Origin of the sequence: Nonomuraea maritima, from assembly GCF_900100395.1 — a bacterium.
In the GTDB taxonomy this organism is placed as follows: Bacteria; Actinomycetota; Actinomycetes; order Streptosporangiales; family Streptosporangiaceae; genus Nonomuraea; species Nonomuraea maritima.
The window spans coordinates 1-21,978 of record NZ_FNFB01000004.1 but is presented as its reverse complement, the minus strand read 5'-3'; the positions used below and the strand labels follow the sequence as shown (position 1 = coordinate 21,978).

At 71.2% G+C, this 21,978-nt stretch carries 17 protein-coding genes and 1 rRNA gene; 13 read left to right on the top strand and 5 right to left on the bottom strand.

Annotated elements, in window-relative coordinates; all coding sequences use genetic code 11:
• Position 1: 1 nt before the first annotated feature.
• From fdh to BLR04_RS08880, 3 genes are all read right to left on the bottom strand, one after another.
• Complete coding sequence (gene fdh / locus BLR04_RS08890) at positions 2-3,244, bottom strand: formate dehydrogenase (protein ID WP_090761639.1); 3,243 nt, start codon at positions 3,242-3,244, stop codon at positions 2-4.
• Positions 3,245-3,324: 80 nt separating this feature from the next.
• The gene (locus BLR04_RS08885) at positions 3,325-4,746 is read right to left on the bottom strand and encodes a rhamnulokinase (RefSeq protein WP_090761637.1); all 1,422 of its coding nucleotides are present in this window, start codon (positions 4,744-4,746) and stop codon (positions 3,325-3,327) included.
• Complete coding sequence (locus BLR04_RS08880) at positions 4,743-5,744, bottom strand: LacI family DNA-binding transcriptional regulator (protein ID WP_090761635.1); 1,002 nt, start codon at positions 5,742-5,744, stop codon at positions 4,743-4,745. The genes BLR04_RS08885 and BLR04_RS08880 overlap by 4 nt, the downstream gene beginning before the upstream one ends.
• A 169-nt stretch (positions 5,745-5,913) precedes the next feature.
• Between BLR04_RS08880 and BLR04_RS08875 the strand changes: the two genes are divergently transcribed.
• The 11 genes from BLR04_RS08875 to BLR04_RS08825 all read left to right on the top strand — a co-directional run bounded on the left by BLR04_RS08875 (position 5,914) and on the right by BLR04_RS08825 (position 17,637).
• Entirely contained in the window at positions 5,914-6,231 is a 318-nt protein-coding gene (locus tag BLR04_RS08875; RefSeq protein ID WP_090761634.1) for an L-rhamnose mutarotase, read from the top strand.
• Positions 6,232-6,241: 10 nt separating this feature from the next.
• On the top strand, positions 6,242-7,399 hold the full coding sequence (rhaI, locus tag BLR04_RS08870; protein ID WP_090761632.1) for an L-rhamnose isomerase: 1,158 nt from the start codon (positions 6,242-6,244) through the stop codon (positions 7,397-7,399).
• Between the two features lie 7 nt (positions 7,400-7,406).
• Entirely contained in the window at positions 7,407-9,449 is a 2,043-nt protein-coding gene (locus BLR04_RS08865; RefSeq protein ID WP_090761630.1) for a bifunctional aldolase/short-chain dehydrogenase, read from the top strand.
• A 182-nt stretch (positions 9,450-9,631) separates the two neighbouring features.
• Positions 9,632-10,654, top strand: coding sequence for an N-acetyl-gamma-glutamyl-phosphate reductase (gene argC, locus BLR04_RS08860; RefSeq protein WP_090761628.1), 1,023 nt, complete (start codon positions 9,632-9,634; stop codon positions 10,652-10,654).
• A complete protein-coding gene (gene argJ, locus BLR04_RS08855; RefSeq protein WP_090761626.1) occupies positions 10,651-11,802 on the top strand; it encodes a bifunctional glutamate N-acetyltransferase/amino-acid acetyltransferase ArgJ in 1,152 nt (383 codons plus the stop codon). The genes argC and argJ overlap by 4 nt, the downstream gene beginning before the upstream one ends.
• A complete protein-coding gene (argB, locus tag BLR04_RS08850; RefSeq protein WP_090761624.1) occupies positions 11,799-12,671 on the top strand; it encodes an acetylglutamate kinase in 873 nt (290 codons plus the stop codon). The genes argJ and argB overlap by 4 nt, the downstream gene beginning before the upstream one ends.
• Positions 12,671-13,837: an acetylornithine transaminase gene (locus BLR04_RS08845; protein WP_090761622.1), complete on the top strand. Its 1,167-nt coding sequence runs from the start codon at positions 12,671-12,673 to the stop codon at positions 13,835-13,837. Before argB ends, BLR04_RS08845 begins: the two co-directional genes overlap by 1 nt.
• Positions 13,834-14,757, top strand: coding sequence for an ornithine carbamoyltransferase (argF, locus tag BLR04_RS08840; protein WP_090761620.1), 924 nt, complete (start codon positions 13,834-13,836; stop codon positions 14,755-14,757). The genes BLR04_RS08845 and argF overlap by 4 nt, the downstream gene beginning before the upstream one ends.
• The gene (locus BLR04_RS08835) at positions 14,754-15,266 is read left to right on the top strand and encodes an arginine repressor (protein WP_090761618.1); all 513 of its coding nucleotides are present in this window, start codon (positions 14,754-14,756) and stop codon (positions 15,264-15,266) included. The genes argF and BLR04_RS08835 overlap by 4 nt, the downstream gene beginning before the upstream one ends.
• 302 nt (positions 15,267-15,568) lie before the next feature.
• On the top strand, positions 15,569-16,966 hold the full coding sequence (argH, locus tag BLR04_RS08830; RefSeq protein WP_090762220.1) for an argininosuccinate lyase: 1,398 nt from the start codon (positions 15,569-15,571) through the stop codon (positions 16,964-16,966).
• Positions 16,948-17,637 (top strand): DNA-3-methyladenine glycosylase, encoded by a 690-nt coding sequence (locus tag BLR04_RS08825; RefSeq protein WP_090761616.1) that lies wholly within the window; start codon positions 16,948-16,950, stop codon positions 17,635-17,637. Before argH ends, BLR04_RS08825 begins: the two co-directional genes overlap by 19 nt.
• Here the strand turns inward: BLR04_RS08825 and BLR04_RS08820 are convergent.
• Positions 17,577-17,978, bottom strand: a complete 402-nt coding sequence (locus tag BLR04_RS08820; RefSeq protein WP_090761614.1) for a PH domain-containing protein — start codon at positions 17,976-17,978, stop codon at positions 17,577-17,579. The genes BLR04_RS08825 and BLR04_RS08820 overlap by 61 nt on opposite strands.
• 87 nt (positions 17,979-18,065) lie before the next feature.
• Here BLR04_RS08820 and tyrS point away from each other — a divergent pair, with 87 nt between their 5' ends.
• Positions 18,066-19,331, top strand: coding sequence for a tyrosine--tRNA ligase (gene tyrS / locus BLR04_RS08815; protein ID WP_090761612.1), 1,266 nt, complete (start codon positions 18,066-18,068; stop codon positions 19,329-19,331).
• A gap of 96 nt (positions 19,332-19,427) precedes the next feature.
• Here tyrS and BLR04_RS08810 read toward each other — a convergent pair whose 3' ends face one another.
• Complete coding sequence (locus BLR04_RS08810) at positions 19,428-20,885, bottom strand: glycosyltransferase family 39 protein (protein WP_245740122.1); 1,458 nt, start codon at positions 20,883-20,885, stop codon at positions 19,428-19,430.
• Between the two features lie 872 nt (positions 20,886-21,757).
• On the opposite strand from BLR04_RS08810, the gene BLR04_RS08805 reads away from it, so the two are divergent.
• Positions 21,758-21,978 (top strand): 16S ribosomal RNA (locus tag BLR04_RS08805); the annotation flags it as partial.

Sequence of the window (21,978 nt, the reverse complement as noted above, 5' to 3'; positions counted from 1 at the left end):
CTCAGGCCTCCGTTCCGGTGCCGGCGGTCACGCCCGCGCGTCGCTGGTAGGACCTGACGAGCTCGGGCAGCGCGGGACCGCGCGGCCGCCGGCCCGGACGGATGTCCGCCGCCATGGCCTTGACCTCCTGGATGTGCGAGTTCGGGTCGAGCGAGATCGACGCCAGCTCGTTGGCCGCGTCACCCGTCGCCATACCGTTCGGCCCGAAGTGGAAGGGCAGCCCGATCTGGTGCAGGACGCGTCCGTTGAGATGCAGGGACGGGATCCGGTCGGTCACCATCACCCGCGCCTCGATCGCGTTGCGCGCCGTGACGATCGTCGCCCAGTCGCCGTGCACGAGCCCGCGCTCGGCGGCGAGCTCCGGCGACACCTCGCAGAACATCTCCGGCTGCAGCTCCGACAGGTACGGCGTGAACCGGCTCATCCCGCCCGCCGTGAAGTGCTCGGTCAGCCGGTACGTCGTCACCACGTACGGGTAGACGTTCGAGCCCGGCTCGTTGCCGCTCGGCTGGTAGCGGTTGTGCTCGTGCTCGTACACCTTGCGCGCCGGGTTGCGCTGGTGACCGTGGAACGGATTGGGCACCGGCGAGTCCTGCGGCTCGTAGTGGGTGGGCAGCGGACCGTCCACCACCCCGGCGGGCGCGAACAGCCAGCCCTTGCCGTCGGCCTGCATGATGAACGGGTCGACGCCCGACAGCGCCTCGGCGCCCCTCGCCTCGGGCGGCGGACGGTAGCCGGGGCTCTTGTCCGCCTCGAAGTCGGGCACGTCGTGGCCGGTCCACCGGCCGGCCTGCTCGTCCCACCAGACGAGCCGCTTGCGCTCGCTCCACGGGCTGCCGTCGGGCCGGGCCGAGGCGCGGTTGTAGAGGATGCGCCGGTTGGCCGGCCACGCCCACGCCCACTCGGCGGCGATCCAGTCCTGCTCGGTGTGCGGCTTGCGGCGGGCGGCCTGGTTGACGCCGTCGGCGTACACGCCGCTGTAGATCCAGCAGCCGCAGCGCGTCGAGCCGTCGGACTTCAGCTCGTGGTAGCCGGACAGCGGCCGTCCGTGCGCGTCGACGCCGTTGATCTCGGCCAGCACCGCCTCCGCCGACGGCTCGGCGGTCGGGCCGCTCACCGGGTAGTCCCAGGTGAGGTTGAGCACCGGCTCGTCCATCGGGTCGGTCGAGCCGGCCAGCTTCTCGCGGATGATGCGGCCCATGTGGTACATGAACCACAGGTCGCTGCGGGCGTCGCCTTCCGGTTCGACGGCCTGATGGCGCCACTGCAGCCACCGGTTGGTGTTGGTGAAGCTGCCGCACTTCTCCGTGTGGCAGGCCGCGGGGAAGAAGAACACCTCCGTGCCGATGTCGGCCGTGCGCAGCTCGCCCGTCTCGATCTCCGGGCCGTCCTTCCACCAGGTGGCGCTCTCGATCAGGGTGAAGTCGCGCACCACCAGCCAGTCGAGCTGGGCCATGCCGAGGCGCTGCATCTTGGCGTTGGCCGAGCCGACCGCCGGGTTCTCGCCGAGCAGGAAGTAGCCCTTGCACACGCCGTTCAGCTGCTCGAGCACGGTGTCGTACGTGCTGTGCGAGCCGGTCAGCCGCGGCAGCCAGCCGAACCGGAAGTCGTTGTCGGGCTGGGCCGCGTCGCCCCACCACGCCTTGAGCAGGCTGATCATGTACGCGGGCATGTTGGCCCAGAAGCCCTTGGGCGGCGCGTCGGCCTGCAGGAAGTCCCGCAGCCCCTCGTGCTCGTGCGCGTACGGCATCGGCAGGTAGCCGGGCAGCAGGTTGAACAGCGTCGGGATGTCGCTGGAGCCCTGGATGCTGGCGTGCCCGCGCAGCGCCTGGATGCCGCCGCCAGGGCGGCCGATGTTGCCCAGCAGGAGCTGCAGGATGCAGGCAGAGCGGATGAACTGCGAGCCGTCGCTGTGCTGGGTCCAGCCGACCGCGTAGACGAACTCGGCGGTCTTGTCCGGCCCCGAGTTCTCCGTCAGGCGGCGGCAGACCTCCTCGAACAGGTGGCGCGGCACGCCGCACGTCCGTTCCACCATCTCGGGGGTGTAGCGGGCGAAGTGGCGGCGCAGCACCTGAAGGACGCAGCGCGGGTGGCGCAGCGTCTCGTCGCGCTCCGGGGTGCCGTCCATCGGGGCGCCCGCGCTGCCGTGCATCTCGGCGCGGCCGGGCGGCTCGTGCCCGGTGCGCTCCTGTTCGGTGCGCTCCTCGTAGTGCTGCTCGCGCCGGCCCGAGGCGGCGACCGCCTCCATGCCGACGTACTGCCAGGACGTCGTGTCGTACTCGCGGCTGTCCGGGTCGAAGCCGGAGAAGACGCCGTCCAGGTCCTCGGTGTCGCGGTAGTCCTCGCGCAGGATCGTGGCGGCGTTGGTGTAGTTGAGCACGTACTCGCGGAAGTACAGCTCGTTGTCCAGGACGTAGTTGATGAGCCCGCCGACGAAGGCCACGTCCGAGCCGGGACGGATGGGCACGTGCACGTCGGCCAGCGCGCTGGTGCGCGTGAAGCGCGGGTCGACGTGGATGATGACCGCGCCGCGCGCCTTGGCCTCCATCACCCACTGGAACCCCACCGGGTGCGCCTCGGCGAAGTTCGAGCCCTGGATGACCACGCAGTCGGAGTGCTGGAGGTCCTGCATGAACGTGGTCGCCCCGCCGCGGCCGAACGACGAGCCGAGGCCCACCACGCTCGAGCTGTGGCAGACCCGCGCCTGGTTCTCGATCTGCACCACGCCGAGCGCCGTGAGCAGCTTCTTGATGAGGTAGTTCTCCTCGTTGTCCAGCGTGGCGCCGCCGAGGCTCGCGATCCCCATCGTCCGGGCGGTGCGCAGGCCGTCCTTCTCCCACTCCCACGTCTCGCGCCGGGTGGCGATGATCCGGTCGGCCACCATGTCCATGGCCCGGTCGAGGTCGATCTCCTCCCAGTCGGCACCGCCCGGCGGCCGGTAGAGCGCCTTGTGCCGGCGGCCGGGGCCGGTGGTGAGCTGCAGGCTGGCCGCGCCCTTGGGGCACAGCCGGCCCCGGCTGATGGGCGAGTCGGGATCACCTTCGATCTGGATGACCTTCTCGTCCCGTACGTACACGTTCTGGCCGCAGCCGACCGCGCAGTACGGACAGACGGACTTGACCACCCGGTCGGCGGTCTCCGTACGCGCCCGCAGCGCCGCCGTCTTGGCCGACTTCGCCGCCTCACCCCGCGCCGTACGGTCCTTGCCGGTCAGCTGCCGCAGCAGCGGCCACGCGAAATCCATGACACCCCCCGATGCCCCCCGTGGCACGAGTCCTGCCCTGAAGCAGAAGGGGGAAAACGGAAGACGCAGGTCAGAGCGGTTCAGAACGCGCGGGCGTCGGCCTCGTCCCACGCGGCCGCGTCGCCGGCCGGCTCGTAGCGGCGCAGCGGCTGCGACGACGCCACCAGCGCGCGCGTCTCGGCCAGATCCGCGACCAGCCCGGCGGCGCGCGCCTGCACGAGCACGTTGCCGAGCGCGGTCGCCTCCGCAGGCCCGGCCACGACCGGCAGCCCGCACGCGTCGGCGGTGAGCCGGCACAGCAGCTCGTTGCGCGACCCGCCGCCCACCAGATGGACGACCTCGACCGTGCGGCCCGACAACCGCGCCGCCTGCCGCACGGCCCGCCGGTGCCCGAGCGCCAGGCTCTCCAGCACGCACCGCACGTACGCGGCGGGTGACGACGGCGGCCGCTGGCCGGTGCGGCGGCACTCGGCGGCGATCCGCGCCGGCATGTCGCCCGGCGGCAGGAAGACGGGCTCGTCGGGGTTGACCACGGCGGCGAACGGCCGCTCCCGCTCGGCTGCGGCCAGCAGCTCGCCCAGGTCGGAGCCGGGCCAGGCACGCAGGCACTCCTGCAGCAGCCACAGGCCCATGACGTTGCGCAGGTAGCGGACGGTGCCGTCGATGCCCGCCTCGTTGGTGAAGTTGGCGGCGCGGCTCTCGGGCGTCAGCACCGGGCCGGGCAGCTCCACCCCGGCCAGCGACCAGGTGCCGCACGAGACGTAGGCGAAGGCAGGACCCGTGGCAGGCACGGCGGCCACGGCCGAGGCCGTGTCGTGCGACCCGACCGCGCGTACGGGCGCCGTCCAGCCGATCTCGGCCGCCACGTCGCGCCGCAGCCCGCCGACCGCCTCACCCGGCTGCCGCAGCGGCGGCAGGATGCCCGGGGGCAGGCCGAGCCGCTTCGCCAGGGACGTCGCCCACGAGCGGGTGCGCACGTCGAGCAGGCCCGTCGTCGAGGCGTTGGTGACCTCGGCGCCCAGCTCTCCCGTCAGCCAGTAGCCGATCAGGTCGGGGATCAGCAGCATCGTGGCCGCCCCGTCGAGCCGGTCGGCGAGCAGCTGGTAGACGGTGTTGAAGGGCAGCACCTGCAGGCCGGAGACGTCGTAGAGGGTGTCGGCGCCGACGTCCGCGGCGACCCGCTCGGCCACGCCGCGCGTGCGGTCGTCACGGTAGTGGACGGGGTTGCCCAGCAGCGCGCCGCGCTCGTCGAGCAGTCCGTAGTCGACGGCCCACGAGTCGACGCCGATCGAGGAGACAGGCCCCGCGTCGCGCAGCCCGGCCAGGATCTCGCGGTAGAGGCCGAGGATGTCCCAGTGCAGGCGGTCCGCCACGCGCACCGGGCCGTTGGGGAATCGGTGCACCTCGGTCAGCGAGAGTCCGTCCGACAGGTCGGCCACCATGACCCGTCCGCTGGAGGCTCCGAGGTCGACGGCGGCGAAACGGTGGGGATGAGGGCTCATTGCGTCGACTCCCTGGCGACGAGCTCCGGCTGGAACATGATGTGCTGATGCGCGTGCGTGTCGGGGTTGTCGCACTCGTCGAGCAGCAGCTCGGTGGCGATCCGCCCGAGCTGGTACGTCGGCTGGCGCATCGAGCTGAGCGACACCGTCGAGGCGGCGGCGAAGTCGATGTCGTCGTAGCCCATGAGCGCCACGTCGTCGGGCACCCGCACCCCCGACCGCAGCAGCGCGCGAAGGACGCCGAGCGCGAGCAGGTCGTTGGCGCAGAACACCGCCTCGGGCAGCCCCTGCGCGACGAGCTCCGCGGCGGCCTTCTCGCCCGCCTTGGCCGTCATCGTCGCGGCCCGCACCACGCGCAGGCCCTCCGGGTCGAGCCCGGCCTCCCGCATCGCCGCCTCGGCGCCCGTCCGCCGCTCGACGCACTGGCGGATGGTGAGCGGGCCGGTCACGTACGCGATGCTGCGCGCGCCCCGCGCGAGCAGGTGGGCGACCGCCGCCCGGCCGCCCGCGACGTCGTCCACCGCGACCGCGCACTGGTCGGGCCGGTGGGCGGGGTGGTCGACCAGCACCACGCTGATGCCGTGCTCGCGCAGCCGGTCGAGCCGGGCCGTGTCCTCGCCCGAGGGGGTGATCAGCACGCCGCGCACCCGGTGCTCGGCCAGCACCCGCAGGTTGCGGTCCTCCTTCTCGGGGGAGGCCGCCGAGTTGCCGAGGATGACGGCGTAGCCGAGCTCGCTGACGACGTCCTCGACACCGGCGGCGACCTCGGTGAAGAACGGGTTGCCGATGTCGATCACGCTCAGCCCGATCGTGCGGCTGTGGCCGGCGCGCAGCGTGGAGGCCGAGCCGTGGCGGACGAACCCGAGCTCGCTGATCGCCGCCTCGACCCGCTCCCGCGTCGCCGGGGCGACCTTGCCGGGCCGGTTGAGGACGTTGGAGACCGTGCCCGGGGAGACGCCGGCGCGGGCGGCGACGTCCTTGATGCTGACCATGGCCATGAAGAGTCATTAAAACGTACTAACCATGAGGACGCCAGTCGCGGAAAGCCCGGTGCGCACCCAGCGTCGCGCCCGGCTGACCAGGTAAAAGCAGGGGACGCATTGACATCCCTGGAGCCGGAATCATAGTTTCCTGGACGAGGATTAAAACGTTTTCAAAAGGAGTGCCGTGCAACGCGTCTGCTTCCTGCTGAAAGTCCGCCCCGAGCGGCTGGCGGAGTACCGCGAACGCCACCGGGACGTCTGGCCCGAGATGCGAGAGGCCCTGTCGCGCACCGGCTGGCACAACTACTCGCTGTTCCTCAGGGACGACGGACTCCTCGTCGGCTACCTCGAGACCGAGGACTTCGAGGCCGCCAGGAAGGCCATGGCCGAGACCGGCGTGAACGCCCGCTGGCAGGCCGAGATGGCGCCCTTCTTCGAGGCCGTCGACGGACGCCCCGACGAGAGCATGGTCCCGCTCGACGAAATCTTCCACCTGGACTGATCGGGGAGTGATGACTGACATCAAGGCTGCGCTGCGCGCGCAGCGCATCGAGACGCCGTCGTGGGCGTACGGCAACAGCGGCACGAGGTTCAAGGTCTTCGCCCAGCAGGGCGTGCCGCGCGACCCGTACGAGAAACTGGCCGACGCCGCCCAGGTGCACGCCCACACGGGGATCGCCCCCACGGTGGCCCTGCACATCCCGTGGGACAAGGTGGACGACTACGCCGACCTGGCCCGGCACGCCCGCGACCTGGGCGTCGGCATCGGAGCGATCAACTCCAACGTCTTCCAGGACGACGACTACATGCTCGGCAGCGTCACCCACCCGGCCGCGCGCGTCCGCCGCAAGGCCACCGACCACCTGCTGGAATGCGTCGACATCATGGACGCCACCGGCTCCGACACGCTCAAGCTGTGGTTCTCCGACGGCATCAACTACCCCGGCCAGGACGACATCCGCGCCCGCCAGGACCGCCTGGCCGAGGCGCTCGCGGAGGTGTACGAGCGGCTCGGCGAGGGCCAGCGGTTCCTGCTGGAGTACAAGCTGTTCGAGCCCGCCTTCTACGCCACCGACGTGCCCGACTGGGGCACCGCGTACGCCCACTGCGTCAAGCTCGGCCAGAAGGCGCAGGTCGTGGTCGACACCGGCCACCACGCGCCGGGCACCAACATCGAGTTCATCGTGGCGTTCCTGCTGCGCGAGGGGAAGCTCGGCGGCTTCGACTTCAACTCCCGCTTCTACGCCGACGACGACCTCATGGTGGGCGCCGCCGACCCGTTCCAGCTGTTCCGCATCATGTACGAGGTGGTGCGCGGCGGCGGGCTCGACCCCGGGTCAGGGGTCGCGTTCATGCTCGACCAGTGCCACAACATCGAGCCCAAGATCCCCGGCCAGATCCGCTCGGTCATGAACGTGCAGGAGGCCACCGCCAAGGCGCTGCTGGTCGACCGCGAGGCGCTGGCCGCCGCGCAGGCCGCCGGCGACGTGCTGGGCGCCAACGCCGTTCTCATGGACGCCTACAACACCGACGTGCGCCCGCTGCTCGGCGAGCTGCGCGAGGAGATGGGGCTCGCCTCCGACCCGATGGGCGCCTACGCCCGATCGGGATACTTCGAGAAGATCGCCGCCGAGCGCGTCGGCGGCACGCAGGCCGGCTGGGGGGCCTAGCCACACCATGGACAACGTCGTGAAAGAGCTGCTCGACCGTTCGCACCGCCTGGGCGCCGACCCGCGCAACACCAACTTCGCGGGCGGCAACACCTCGGCGAAGGGAGCCGCCACCGACCCGGTCACCGGTACGGACGTGGAGCTGCTGTGGGTGAAGGGGTCGGGCGGCGACCTCGGCACGCTGAAGGAGTCCGGGCTGGCCGTCCTGCGGCTCGACCGGCTGCGCGCCCTCACCGGCGTCTACCCGGGCGTCGAGCGCGAGGACGAGATGGTCGCGGCCTTCGACTACTGCCTGCACGGCAGGGGAGGGGCCGCGCCGTCCATCGACACCGCCATGCACGGACTGGTCGACGCCGCGCACGTCGACCACCTGCACCCCGACGCCGGCATCGCCCTCGCCACCGCCGCCGACGGCGAGGAGCTGACCCGGCGCGTCTTCGGCGACCGGGTGGTGTGGGTGCCCTGGCGGCGGCCTGGCTTCCAGCTCGGCCTGGACATCGCCGCGATCAAGGACGCCAACCCGCAGGCGATCGGCTGCATACTCGGCGGGCACGGCATCACCGCGTGGGGCTCGACCTCCGAGGAGTGCGAGGCCCGCTCGCTGGAGATCATCCGCACCGCGGAGACGTACCTCGCCGAGCACGGCCGTCCCGATCCGTTCGGCCCGGTGGTGCACGAGCCGCTGCCCGAGGCCGAACGCCTGGCCAGGGCCGCCGCGCTCTTCCCCGTCGTACGCGGCCTGGCCTCGACCGACGTGCGCGTGGTCGGCCACTACACCGACACGCCCGAGGTGCTCGACTTCGTCTCGCGCGCCGAGCACCCGAGGCTCGCGGCGCTCGGCACGTCCTGCCCCGACCACTTCCTGCGCACGAAGGTGGCGCCGCTGGTGCTCGACCTGCCGCCGGACGCCCCGCTGGAGCAGGCCGTCGCCCGGCTGCGCGAGCTGCACGCCGCCTACCGCGCCGACTACACCGCCTACTACGAGCGGCACGCCGCCCCCGACTCGCCGCCCATGCGCGGCGCAGACCCGGCGATCGTCCTGGTGCCGGGCGTCGGCATGTTCTCCTTCGGCAAGGACAAGCAGACCGCCCGCGTGGCCGGCGAGTTCTACCTCAACGCCGTCAACGTCATGCGCGGCGCCGAGTCCGTCTCCTCCTACGCGCCCATCCCCGAGTCGGAGAAGTTCCGCATCGAGTACTGGGAGCTGGAGGAGGCCAAGCTCCGCCGCATGCCCAGGCCGAAGCCGCTGGCCACCCGGGTCGCGCTGGTGACCGGCGGCGGCTCGGGCATCGGCGCGGCGACCGCTCGCCGGCTGGCCGCCGAGGGCGCCTGCGTGATCGTGGCCGATCGCGACCTCGGCGCGGCCGAGAAGGTGGCCGCCGAGATCGGCGCTGGGGCCTACCGGGTCGCCGACGTCGCCGTGGCGGTCGGGGTGGACGTCACCTCCGAGGAGCAGGTCCAGGCGGCCGTACGCGCGGGCGTGCTGGCGTTCGGCGGGATCGACCTCGTCGTCAACAACGCCGGCCTGTCGCTGTCGCGCTCGCTGTTGGAGACCACGCTGGCCGACTGGGACCTGCAGCACGACGTGATGGCGCGCGGCTCGTTCCTCGTCTCGCGGGAGACCGCGAGGGTCATGATCGACCAGGCGATGGGCGGCGACGTCGTCTACATCGCCTCGAAGAACTCCGTCTTCGCCGGCCCGAACAACGTCGCCTACGGCGCCGCGAAGGCCGACCAGGCCCACCAGGTGCGCCTGCTCGCCGCCGAGCTCGGCGCCTACGGCATCCGCGTCAACGGCGTCAACCCCGACGGCGTCGTCCGTGGCTCCGGCATCTTCGCCTCCGGCTGGGGCGCCAACCGCGCCCAGGTGTACGGGGTGGAGGAGGAGAAGCTCGGCGAGTTCTACGCGCAGCGCACGCTGCTCAAGCGCGAGGTGCTGCCCGAGCACGTGGCGGACGCCGTCTTCGCCCTCGCCGGCGGCGACCTGTCGCAGACCACGGGCCTGCACATCCCGGTGGACGCCGGCGTCGCCGCCGCCTTCCTCCGCTGACACCCCCTTTTGGGGCAACGGGCCGTCGTGATGCCATCACGGCGGCCCGTTCGCGTTCACGGGCACGGGGTACGGCCTACAGGGCGGAGCGGTCAGGGCTTGCATGTTCATCCTGTACAGTGCATCATCTTAAGAAGTAAGCAAGGTCATGAGTTGTGATGCATAACTATGCAGGAGGGTCGATGAGAGCAGCGATCGCCGGAGCCAGCGGCTACGCGGGAGGTGAGCTGCTCCGCATCCTGCTCGGTCATCCCGAGTTCGAGATCGGCGCGCTGACCGCCGCGTCCAGCGCGGGCGGCCTACTCGGCTCCCACCAGCCCCACCTTCCGCAGCTCGCCGACCGCGTCATCGAGGAGACCACTCCCGAGACGCTGGCCGGGCACGACGTCGTCTTCCTGGCGCTGCCGCACGGCCACTCGGCCGCCGTCGCCGCCCAGCTGGGCGCCGACACGATCGTGGTCGACTGCGGAGCCGACCACCGGCTCGCCGACCCGGCCGCCTGGCAGGAGTTCTACGGCGGCGAGCACGCGGGCACGTGGCCGTACGGGCTGCCCGAGCTGCCCGGACAGCGCGACGCGCTGAAGAAGGCCACCCGCATCGCGGTGCCCGGCTGCTACCCGACCTCCGTCCTGCTGGCCCTGTTCCCGGCGTTCGCCGCCGGGCTCGCCGAACCCGACGTCGTCGTGGTGGCCGCCAGCGGCACCAGCGGCGCAGGAAAGTCGCCCAAGACCCACCTGCTCGGCAGCGAGGTCATGGGCTCGGTCAGCGCCTACGCCGCGGGCGGCGTCCACCGCCACACGCCCGAGATGGAACAGGGCCTGTCGGCGGTCGCGGGCACGCCCGTCCGCGTGTCGTTCACACCGACGCTGGCCCCCATGAGTCGCGGCATCCTGGCCACCTGCACCGCCCCCGCCGCGCCCGGCGTCACCCAGGAGACGCTGCGGTCGGCGTACGAGGCGGCCCTGAAGGGCGAGCCGTTCGTCCGGCTGCTGCCCGAAGGCGTCTGGCCGGCCACCTCCATGACCTACGGCGCCAACACCGCCGCCCTGCAGGTGGCGCTCGACGAGCGCGCCGGCCGGGTCATCGCCGTCATCGCCATCGACAACCTCACCAAGGGCACCGCCGGGGGCGCCGTCCAGAGCGTCAACCTGGCCCTCGGCCTGCCGGAAGAGCTCGGCCTTCCCCTGACAGGAGTCGCACCATGAGCGTAACCGCCCCTCTCGGCTTCCGGGCCGCGGGCATCGCCGCAGGCATCAAGTCCGGCGACGCCCGCGACCTGGCCCTCGTCGTCAACGACGGACCCAGCCGAGCCGCCGCCGGCGTCTTCACCGCCAACCGCGTCAAGGCCGCGCCCGTCCTGTGGTCGCAGCAGGTGCTGGCCGGCGGACGGCTGCGCGCGGTCGTGCTCAACTCCGGCGGCGCCAACGCCTGCACCGGCCCTGAAGGGTTCCAGGACACCCACGCCACCGCCGAGAAGGTCGCCGAGGTGCTGCAGGACTCCGCCGGCGAGATCGCCGTCTGCTCCACCGGCCTGATCGGGGAGCGGCTGCCGATGGACGCGCTGCTGGCCGGGGTCGAGACCGCGGCCGGCCAGCTCTCCCGCGACGGCGGCCTCGCCGCGGCCGACGCCATCCGCACCACCGACACCGTCTCCAAGATCTCCTTCAAGCGCGCCTCCGGCTACATGGTGGGCGGCATGGCCAAGGGCGCCGGCATGCTCGCCCCCGCCCTCGCCACCATGCTCTGCGTCATCACCACCGACGCCGACGTCACCAGCGACGAACTCGACACCGTGCTGCGCCGCGCGACATCCACCACGTTCGACCGGCTCGACTCCGACGGCTGCATGTCCACCAACGACACCGTGCTGCTGCTCGCCAGCGGGGCGTCCGGGGTCAAGCCCGACCTCGCCGAGTTCGAGCAGAAGGTCACCGAGGTCTGCGCCGACCTCGCCCGGCAGCTCCTCGTGGACGCCGAGGGCGCCAGCAAGGCCATCGCCATCGAGGTCGTCGGCGCGGCGTCCGTGGACGACGCGGTCACGGTCGGCCGCTCCGTCGCCCGCTCCAACCTGTTCAAGTGCGCCATCCACGGCGAGGACCCCAACTGGGGCCGCGTGCTCGCCGCCGTCGGCACCACCGACGCCGTGTTCGAGCCCGACCGGCTCAACGTGGCCATCAACGGCATCTGGATCTGCCGCGGCGGCGCGGTCGGCGACGACCGTTCCAAGGTCGACATGCGGCCCCGCGACGTGACGATCACCATCGACCTGTCAGCGGGCGCGCACACCGCCACGGTGCACACCACCGACCTGACGGCCGACTACGTCCACGAGAACTCGGCGTACTCGTCATGAGGCTCACCACGGCCCAGTCGAAGGCCGAGTCGCTCATCGAGGCGCTGCCCTGGCTGACCCGCTTCCACGGCGCGACCATCGTCATCAAGTACGGCGGCAACGCCATGACCGACGAAGCGCTCAAGGAGGGCTTCGCCGAGGACGTCGTCTTCCTGCACCACGCGGGCCTGCGCCCGGTCGTCGTGCACGGCGGCGGCCCCCAGATCAGCAGCGCGCTCGACAAGCTCGGCATCGAGTCCACGTTCACGGCCGGGCTGCGGGTCACCACGCCCGAGGCCATGCAGGTCGTCCGTATGGTGCTGACCGGCCAGGTCAACCGCGACATCGTCGGCCTGGTCAACCGGCACGGCCCGTTCGCCGTCGGCATGTCAGGCGAGGACGCCCACCTGTTCACCGCCGTGCGCAAGCACGCGATCGTCGACGGCGAGCCGGTCGACATCGGCCAGGTCGGCGACATCGTCAAGGTCGAGGCCGGAGCCGTGCGCGCCCTCGTCGACGACGGCCGCATCCCCGTGATCTCCAGCGTGGCCCGAGGCGACGACGGCGAGATCTACAACGTCAACGCCGACACCGCCGCCGCCGCGCTCGCCGTCGAGCTGAAGGCACAGAAACTGATCGTGCTCACCGACGTCGAGGGCCTGTACGCCAACTGGCCCGACGACGCCGACGTCATCGACTCGCTCACCGCCGACGAGCTCGAGACGCTCATGCCCACGCTGTCCAGCGGCATGGTTCCCAAGATGGAGGCCTGCCTGACGGCCGTCCAAGGCGGAGTTCCTCAGGCCCACGTCCTCGACGGGCGTGTGCCCCACTCGCTGCTGCTGGAGATCTTCACCAATGAAGGAATCGGAACGATGGTGATGCCCTGATGAGTCTGTACGAGAGGTTCGAGCAGGCGTTCATGCCCAACTACGGCGTCCCGCCGATCGCGCTCGCGCGCGGCGAGGGCACCCAGGTCTGGGACGTCGACGGCCGGCGATACCTCGACTTCATCGCGGGCATCGCGACCAGCTCGCTCGGCCACGCCCACCCCGCCGTGGTGGACGCCGTGTCCCGCCAGGTCGCCACCATCGCCCACACCAGCAACCTGTTCCTGCACGAGCCAGAGGTGCTGCTCGCCGAACGCCTGCTCGGCCTGCTCGACGGCCCCGCCCGGGTCTTCTTCGCCAACTCCGGCACCGAGGCCAACGAGGCCGCGTACAAGCTGGCACTCAAGTACGGCCGGCGCGAGGGACGCTCCTACTTCGTGGCCGCGGAGAACGGCTTCCACGGCCGCACGATCGGCGCGCTGTCCCTGACCGGCAAGCCCTCGATCCGCGACCAGTTCGGCCCCTTCCCGGTCGACGTCCGCTTCGTCCCGTACGGCGACGCCGACGCGCTGAAGGAGGCCGTCACCGGCGACTGCATCGCGGTCTTCCTCGAGCCCACGCAGGGCGAGGCCGGCGTGGTGCCGCCGCCCGACGGCTACTTCGAGGCCGCCCGCGAGATCTGCGACTCGACCGGCGCCCTGCTGGTCGCCGACGAGATCCAGTCGGCCATCGGCCGTACCGGACACTGGTTCGCCCACCAGGCAGAAGGCGTCACCCCCGACATCCTGACCCTGGCCAAGGGCCTCGGCGGCGGGCTGCCGATCGGCGCGTGCGTCGGCTTCGGCGACGCGGGCAAGCTGTTCGAGAAGGGCGACCACGGCTCCACGTTCGGCGGCAACCCCGTCTCGTGCGCCGCGGCGCTGGCGGTCCTCGACCACGTCGACCTCGACCACGTGCGTTCTGCCGCGGCGCGGCTGCGCGACGGCCTGGAGGCCGTCCGTCACCCGCTGCTGCAGAAGGTGCGCGGGCGCGGCCTGTGGCTGGCCGCCGTGCTGACCGAGCCCGTCGCGGCCCGCGCGCAGCAGGCCGCCGCCGACGCCGGCTTCCTCGTCAACGCGGTCCAGCCGGACGCGCTGCGCATCGCGCCCCCGCTGGTCGTGACCGAGGACGACATCGACGCCTTCCTCGCCGCCTTCCCCGCGGTTCTCCAGGAGGCCGCCAAGTGAGCACCAGGCACTTCCTCGCCGACGACGACCTCACCCCGGCCGAGCAGGCCGAGGTGCTGGAACTCGCCGCCGCCATGAAGAAGGACCGGTTCGGCTACCGGCCCTTCGAGGGGCCGCAGACGGTCGCCGTCCTGTTCGACAAGCCGTCGGCGCGCACCCGCGTCTCCTTCCACACCGGCATCGGCGAGCTCGGCGGCCTGCCGCTGGTCGTCGACAACGTCTCGGCGCTCATGGGCCGCGGAGAGCCGCCCGCCGACCTCGCCCGCGTGCTCGACCGGCAGGTCGCCGCGATCGTCTGGCGCACCACGGGCCAGCGGCTCATCGAGGAGATGGCCGCCCACTCGCGGGTGCCGGTGGTCAACGCGCTCACCGACGAGTTCCACCCCTGCCAGATCCTCGCCGACCTGCTGACCGTGCACGAGAAGCTGGGCCGCACCGCCGGGCTCACGTTCACGTACGTGGGCGACGGCGCCAACAACATGGCCCACTCCTACCTGCTCGGCGGCGCCACCGCCGGCCTGCACGTGCGCATCGCCTCCCCGGCCGGCTACCAGCCCGACGCGCTCGTCCTCGGCCGGGCGGCCGCCATCGCCGCGAAGACCGGCGGCTCGGTGGTCGCGCTGACCGACCCCGGCGCCGCGGTCGACGGCGCCCACGTGGTCGCCACCGACACCTGGGTCTCGATGGGCCAGGACGGCAAGGACGAGCGGGTCAAGGCGCTCATGCCGTACCAGGTGAACGACGAGCTGCTGCAGCGGGCCGCGCCCGACGCGATCGTGCTGCACTGCCTGCCCGCCTACCGCGGCTACGAGATCACCGAAGAGGTCCTCGACGGCCCGCGCAGCGTAGTGTGGGACCAGGCGGAGAACCGCCTGCACGCCCAGAAGGCGCTGCTCCACTGGCTGGTACGACGACGATGACGATCCCGATGACCAAGGCCGCGCGGCAGGCGAAGATCACCGACCTGCTGCAGCGGCAGGCCGTGCGCTCCCAACCCGAACTCGCCAAGCTGCTCGCCGAGAGCGGCGTCGAGGTCACCCAGGCCACGCTCTCACGCGACCTCGACGAGCTCGGCGCGCTCAAGCTGCGCGCCGACGACGGCTCGCTGGTGTACGCACTGCCCGGCGAGGGCGGCGGGCGCATCCCCCTCACCCGGCTGGGCACCGGCGAGTCGCCCGATGCGCGGCTGCACCGCATCGCCGAGGAACTGCTGGTCGCGGCGGAGGCATCGGCCAACCTGATCATCGTAAGGACGCCCCCGGGGGCGGCCCAGTTCCTCGCCTCCGCCATCGACCACGCCGACTGGCACTCGATCCTCGGCACGGTGGCGGGCGACGACACGATCCTGGTCATCAGCCGCGACCCGACCGGCGGTGCGGCGGTCGCGGAGGCGCTGCTGCGCGTCGCCGACCGGCGCAGCGTCACCTGAGGCCAGGACATCCAGACACCGCCTCGCGAGGCGGAACCGGCGGGAGAACCGGCTGGTCTACGATGACCTTCGGTTCTCGCCGCCCCGACAGGCCGCGCGACGCGCCCGTCGCGCCGCAGGCGCGGCGGCGCCGGCCCGGCGTACGACGACAGGCGACGCCACGAACAGTCGCGGGCCAAAGGGTTCGTCGAGCTCTTCCCCCGCCCGGCTAAGATCGCCGCCGCGCGAGACGCCGACAACGACTGACGTGCATTATCGTCGCGGTGGACGAGAAGGAGAACACGGTGAGTGATGGCAAGCCGATGCGGCTGTGGGGCGGGCGCTTCGAAGGAGGGCCTTCCGACGCGCTGACCCGGCTGTCGGTGAGCGTGCACTTCGACTGGCGGCTGGTGCCGTACGACCTGGCGGCGTCCAGGGCGCACGCCCGCGTGCTGCACAGGGCGGGGCTGCTGAGCGACGACGAGCTCGAGCGCATGATCGGCGCGATCGACGACCTCGAGCAGGCGTGCAAGGCCGGTGACTTCCGGCCCACGGTCGCCGACGAGGACGTGCACACCGCCCTCGAACGCGGCCTGCTGGAGCGGCTCGGCACCCTCGGCGGCAAGCTGCGCGCCGGTCGCTCGCGCAACGACCAGATCGCCACCGACCTGCGGCTCTACCTCCGCGACCACGCCCGCACGATCGTCTCGCGCCTGGTCGAGCTCGAGACGGCGCTGATGGCGCAGGCCGAGCAGCACGCCGAGACGGCCGCGCCCGGCATGACCCACCTGCAGCACGCGCAGCCCGTCTCGTTCGGCCACCAGCTGCTGGCCCACGTGCACGCCTTCGCCCGCGACATCGACCGCCTCATCGACTGGGACAAGCGCGCCGCGTTCTCCCCGCTCGGCTCCGGCGCGCTGGCGGGCTCCTCGCTCCCGCTCGACCCACAGGCCGTGGCCGCCGAACTCGGCTTCTCCGCCGCCACGCCCAACTCGATGGACGCCGTCGCCGACCGCGACTTCGCCGCCGAGTTCCTCTTCGACGCGGCCATGATCGGCGTGCACCTGTCCCGGCTGGGCGAGGAGATCGTCCTGTGGGCCTCGCAGGAGTTCCGCTGGATCGAGATGGACGACGCCTACTCCACCGGCTCGTCGATCATGCCGCAGAAGAAGAACCCCGACGTCGCCGAGCTGGCCCGCGGCAAGTCCGGCCGCCTCATCGGCAATCTCATGTCGCTGCTGACCACGCTCAAGGGCCTGCCGCTGACCTACAATCGCGACCTGCAGGAGGACAAGGAGCCGGTCTTCGACAGCGTCGACACGCTCCTGCTGGTCCTGCCCGCGATGGCCGGCCTGGTCGCCACCATGCGGGTCAACACCGCCCGCCTGGAGGCGTCAGCTCCCGACGGGTTCGCGCTGGCCACCGACCTGGCCGAGCTCCTCGTACGGCGCGGGGTCCCGTTCCGCGAGGCGCACGAGGCCGTCGGCCACCTCGTCGTGTGGTGCCAGGTCAACGACAAGGACCTCGGCGAGCTCACCGACGACGAGCTGGCCAAGGTGTCTCCGCACCTGACGCCCGACGTCCGCGACGTGCTCAACGTGCCGGGGGCCCTCGCCGCGCGCAAGGCGCACGGCGGCACCGCCCCCGACCGGGTCCGCGACCAGCTCGCCTCGCTCACCGAGACGGTCGACGCCCAGGCGGCATGGGCGGCGGGGAGCTGAGCTCCGCCGCGCTGCCGCGGAGCTTCTTCGAGCGGCCCTCCCACGAGGTGGCGCCCGACCTGCTCGGGCGCGTCCTCGTGCACGGCCCCGTCGCCGTACGCCTGACCGAGGTCGAGGCGTACGGCGGCCCCGGCGAGGACCCTGCCGCGCACACCTACCGGGGCAGGACGCCGCGCAACGCCGTCATGTTCGGCCCCGCGGGCCACATCTACGTGTACTTCACGTACGGCATGCACTTCTGCGCCAATTTGGTGTGCCTGCCCGAGGGCCACGGCTCGGCCGTGCTGATGCGTGGCGGCGAGATCGTGGCCGGGCTCGACGTGGCTCGCGCCCGGCGCACCTCCGGCCGCCGCGTGCCCGATCGCGATCTGGCCAGAGGCCCCGCCCGCCTGGCCACCGCTCTCGGCCTGGCTCGCGAGCACAACGGGCTCGACGCCGTCCGCGAGGGCCCGGTCGAGGGGTGGCCCCGTCAGGCCGCCGCCGTGCTGGAGGGCCGGCCCGCCGACCCCGGGCTGATCAGGTCAGGGCCGCGTACCGGCATCTCCACGGCGAAGGAGACGCCGTGGCGGTTCTGGATCGACGCCGACCCGACCGTGTCCCCCTACCGCGCTCACGTGCCGCGGCGCCGCAGCGCCGCGGCGACCTCCGTGGGGGAGGCGCCCAGCTCGTGAGCGCTGAAGATGTGCAGGTGGTCGCCGGTGTCGATCTCCAGCATCTGGCTGCGCAGGCCCCAGCGCCTGCGCACGTCCACCTTGATGTCCCAGATCGCGTCCCAGGGCACGTGCCGCTTGCCGGCGAACCCGTGCACGACCGTGATGCCGCTCTCGTCGGCGCTCAGTCGTACGGGCACGATCACGTCGCGCAGCGCCATCGCGCCCAGCAGCACGGTGGCCGGGACGGCCAGGATCACACCGCGCAGATCGTCCTCGAACCACCAGTAAATCCCGAGCCCGGCACACGCCAGAGCCCCTAAGATCTTGAAAACGGCCAGCTCGCGACGGACCCTCCACATGGCTGCACAGCGTATCCAAGTGGCGCGCATCCCCACTGATCGGGCAGGCTAAAGGCATCGTCGTCCAACTCAGGAAGCCATAACACCGTGACCGACATCCTCGACGACCTCGCGTGGCGAGGCCTGATCGCCCAGTCCACCGATCTCGACGCCCTGCGCGCGGCCATGGCGAAAGGTCCGATCACGGTCTATTCGGGCTTCGACCCGACCGCCCCGTCCCTGCACGTCGGTCACTTCGTCCCGCTGCTCACGCTGCGCCGCCTCCAGCTGGCAGGCCACCGTCCGATCGGCCTGGTCGGCGGTGCCACCGGTCTCATCGGCGACCCGAGCGGACGCAACACCGAGCGCTCACTCAACGAGACAGAAGTGGTCGAGGAGTGGGTGGAGCGACTGCGCGGCCAGGTCAGCCGCTTCCTCGACTTCGACGCCCAGCCGAACGCCGCGCTGATGGTCAGCAACCTCGACTGGACCGGCAAGCTGAGCGCCATCGACTTCCTGCGCGACATCGGCAAGCACTTCCCGGTCAACCGCATGCTGGCCAGGGAGTCGGTCTCCGCCCGCCTCGCCGGTGAGGGGCTGAGCTACACCGAGTTCAGCTACCAGATCCTCCAGGCCAACGACTACCTCGAGCTCTACCGCCGCTACGAGTGCAGCCTGCAGATCGGCGGCAGCGACCAGTGGGGCAACATCACCGCGGGCGCCGACCTCATCCGTCGGGTCGAGGGCGGTCACGTCCACGCGCTGACCCTGCCGCTCATCACCAAGGCCGACGGCACCAAGTTCGGCAAGACGGCCGGCGGCGCCCTCTGGCTCGACCCGGAGATGACCTCCCCGTACGCCTTCTACCAGTACTTCCTCAACGCCGACGACCGTGACGTGATCCACTACCTCAAGGTGTTCACGTTCCGGAGCCGCGAGGAGATCGAGGAGCTGGAGAAGGCGGTCGCCGAGCGCCCGTTCGCCCGTGAGGCCCAGCGCGCGCTCGCGGAGGAGCTCACCGAGCTGCTGCACGGGCCCGACGAGCTGGCCGCCGTGGTGGCCGCGTCCAAGGCGTTGTTCGGGCAGGGCGCGCTGGAGGAGCTGCCGTCCGCCACGCTCGCCGCGGCCCTGGCCGAGGTGCCCAAGGCGAAGGTCCCGGCACTCGGGGCGCCGCTCGTCGACCTGATGGCCGACAGCGGGCTGGTCGAGTCCAAGTCGGCGGCGCGGCGTGCGGTGAAGGAGGGCGGCGCGTACCTCAACAACGTCAAGATCACCGACGAGACGTACGTGCCGACCGCCGACGACCTGCTGGCCGGCCGGTTCATGGTGCTGCGCCGCGGCAAGAAGTCGATCGGCGGCGTCGAGGTCGGCTGACCAGCTGTCCCGCGCGTCGCAAGGGCCTTCCCACGATGGGAAGGCCCGCTGCGTGTGGCTCGGGCTTCGCCCCGTTCGGGGTGAGGCGGCTCGTGGTCAGCGGCGGGTGAACAACGCCACCGTGATCCCGGGCAGGTCGCCGGAATGCTTGGCGAGCGACAGCTTGAAGCCCGCCCGTTCCACCTCGCCGATCCGCGGCAGGTCGTCGTCATCCAGGCCCGACTGCTTCGTCCCGCGCCACACGACCCACACGCGCTCGTGCCCCTGCAGCGCCGCCGAGACATCGGAGCGCTCCGGATAGCTGAACCCCTCGGGATCCGGTGCTTGCCCGATGCGTAGCACGTCCGCGGGCATCAGCGAGTCGGCGTAGTAGTCGAAGCCGCCGCGCAGATGGCTCTGGCCGTACACGATCGCGTCGCCCGGCTCCGCCGTGATCACCCGCAGCGCCCACGGGACGTTGTCGGTACGCCCGTTCTCCTCACGGACGCCCACGTGCTCGGGAAAGGCCAGCGCGCACCCGAGCACGACGACGGCGATCCCCGCCACCACGTGCATCCGCGGCAGGGATGCCACGGCAAGCCCCGCCAGCAGCGCCAGGGCGGGCGCGGTGACGAACAGGTAGCGGTCGACGTACACCGGCGTCACCAGGTGCGAGACCGCCAGCAGCAGGAGCGGCGGGAGCAGCAGCCATCCCGCCAGCGCGAGGGACCACACCCCCGCGCCCGCGCGCTCATGCCGGGAGGAGACCCACAGCAGCGCCACCCCGGCGAGTGCCATCGCGAACAGCACCACGCCGAGCACCGCCGCCTCCGAGACCATCTTGGGGAACGTCGCCAGCACGTCGATCCCGCGCTGGGGGATCCAGCTGATCGCGTGCCGCTCCCCGTACCCGATGAGCCCCAGGACGACGGCGGGCACGCACCCGAGGCCGAGCGCGGCGACCATCCGTCCCAGCACCGCCCGCCGCACCAGCAGGACCTGGGCAGGCAGGACGAGCACCGCGAACAGGTGCGCACAGCACACGAGCGCCACCGCGACCCCGTACACGACCCACCGGCGGCCGGTGGGTCGTTCGAGGGCTCGGTGCAGCGCCCAGAAGGCGAACACGACCGCCGCGGCGGCGAGCGCGTACGGTCGGGCGAAGGCTCCGTAATAGGACACCGACGGCAGGATCGCGAAGATCGCGGCCGCGATCACGCCCGCCCGAACGCTGTGCAGCCGCCGTCCCAGGTCGGTCAGCAGCCAGGCGGCGACCCCGATCGCCACCGCCGACGGCAGGCGCAACCACAGTTCGGTCGTCCCCACCAGCGTCCAGAGGTGCATGAACAGGTAGTAAGGGAAGAAATGGCCATCGATGTGGCGCGCCAGCTCGAATATCCCGGACAGTGACCTCGACGCGGCGCTGATGGTGGCGATCTCGTCGCCGTTGAGCGACGCCACACCGTTCCCCGAGAACGCCGCGATCCCCGCCAGCGACCCCATCCACCATCGAGCCGAGCCTCGCGGACGAATGGTGGGACGGGTCGCGGAGGTCAGGGTGGTAGCAGCGGTCATCCGGGCAGAATACGCAACAGAGGTATGCCGTATGGCGAATACCGTCGTATTGGATCTTGTCTACGTTACGGCGGAAGCCGGCCGTGCGCGCCATCTCCGCATGGCCCCACAGCCGGGTCCACCCGCTGGAGTGCACGTCGCCAACGGCCGGCCTGCGCTCCGTGAAGCCGCCGGGGTCGGGGCCACAGAACCGTCCCGACCCACGGCCCACCCTCGCCCGGCTCCAGCCCTTGGCACACACCCGTCCGAGTGGTGTGCACGCCGGCGCCAGGGGATGGTTGTTCCCGTGGCACCACGCCATTCGCCAGAGTGTGGTGATCGAACCTCGGCCGGAACCCCCGGAATCTCCGAGGATCCGATAGTGGTCACAGCAAAGATCGAACACCTCCTGCGGGGCGATTTGACGAGTGGCGAATCGCGACCTAATGTTTCTCCTCGCCCCGGGAGTGAGCCGGACGCCGATGAGGCGGACGGGCCCCAGGGCAAGTCCTCGAAAACGAGCCATCCGGCGAAGCTGCTTCGGCATGCTCTTGCCCGGATTGTCTCAGGACTCGTTCGCATCCACCGAAAACCGGTTGATTCGACACGGGGCCGGTGACACGGTAAGTTACGAGGGTTGCCCCAAGCCGGGGCACACGATCCTAGAAGATCAGATCGGCTCCAGAGATTGACAGGAGCTAGAGGATCTGCTAAGATTGAGGTAAGCGAGATAGCGCCTCCGAGCGAGGATCACGAAAGTGGTTCTGGTCAGGAAGTACGCGTCCGTTTCTTGAGAACTCAACAGTGTGTTAAAAGCCAGTGCATGATTTTTCATGCAACACCTCGTCAAAACAATTGTTTGACGGTTTTGCTTGGACGAAGTTTCCAAACATTTTTTGGAGAGTTTGATCCTGGCTCAGGACGAACGCTGGCGGCGTGCTTAACACATGCAAGTCGAGCGGAAAGGCCCTTCGGGGTACTCGAGCGGCGAACGGGTGAGTAACACGTGAGCAACCTGCCCCCGACTCTGGGATAAGCCCGGGAAACTGGGTCTAATACCGGATATGACCACCGTCCGCATGGGCTGGTGGTGGAAAGTTTTTCGGTTGGGGAT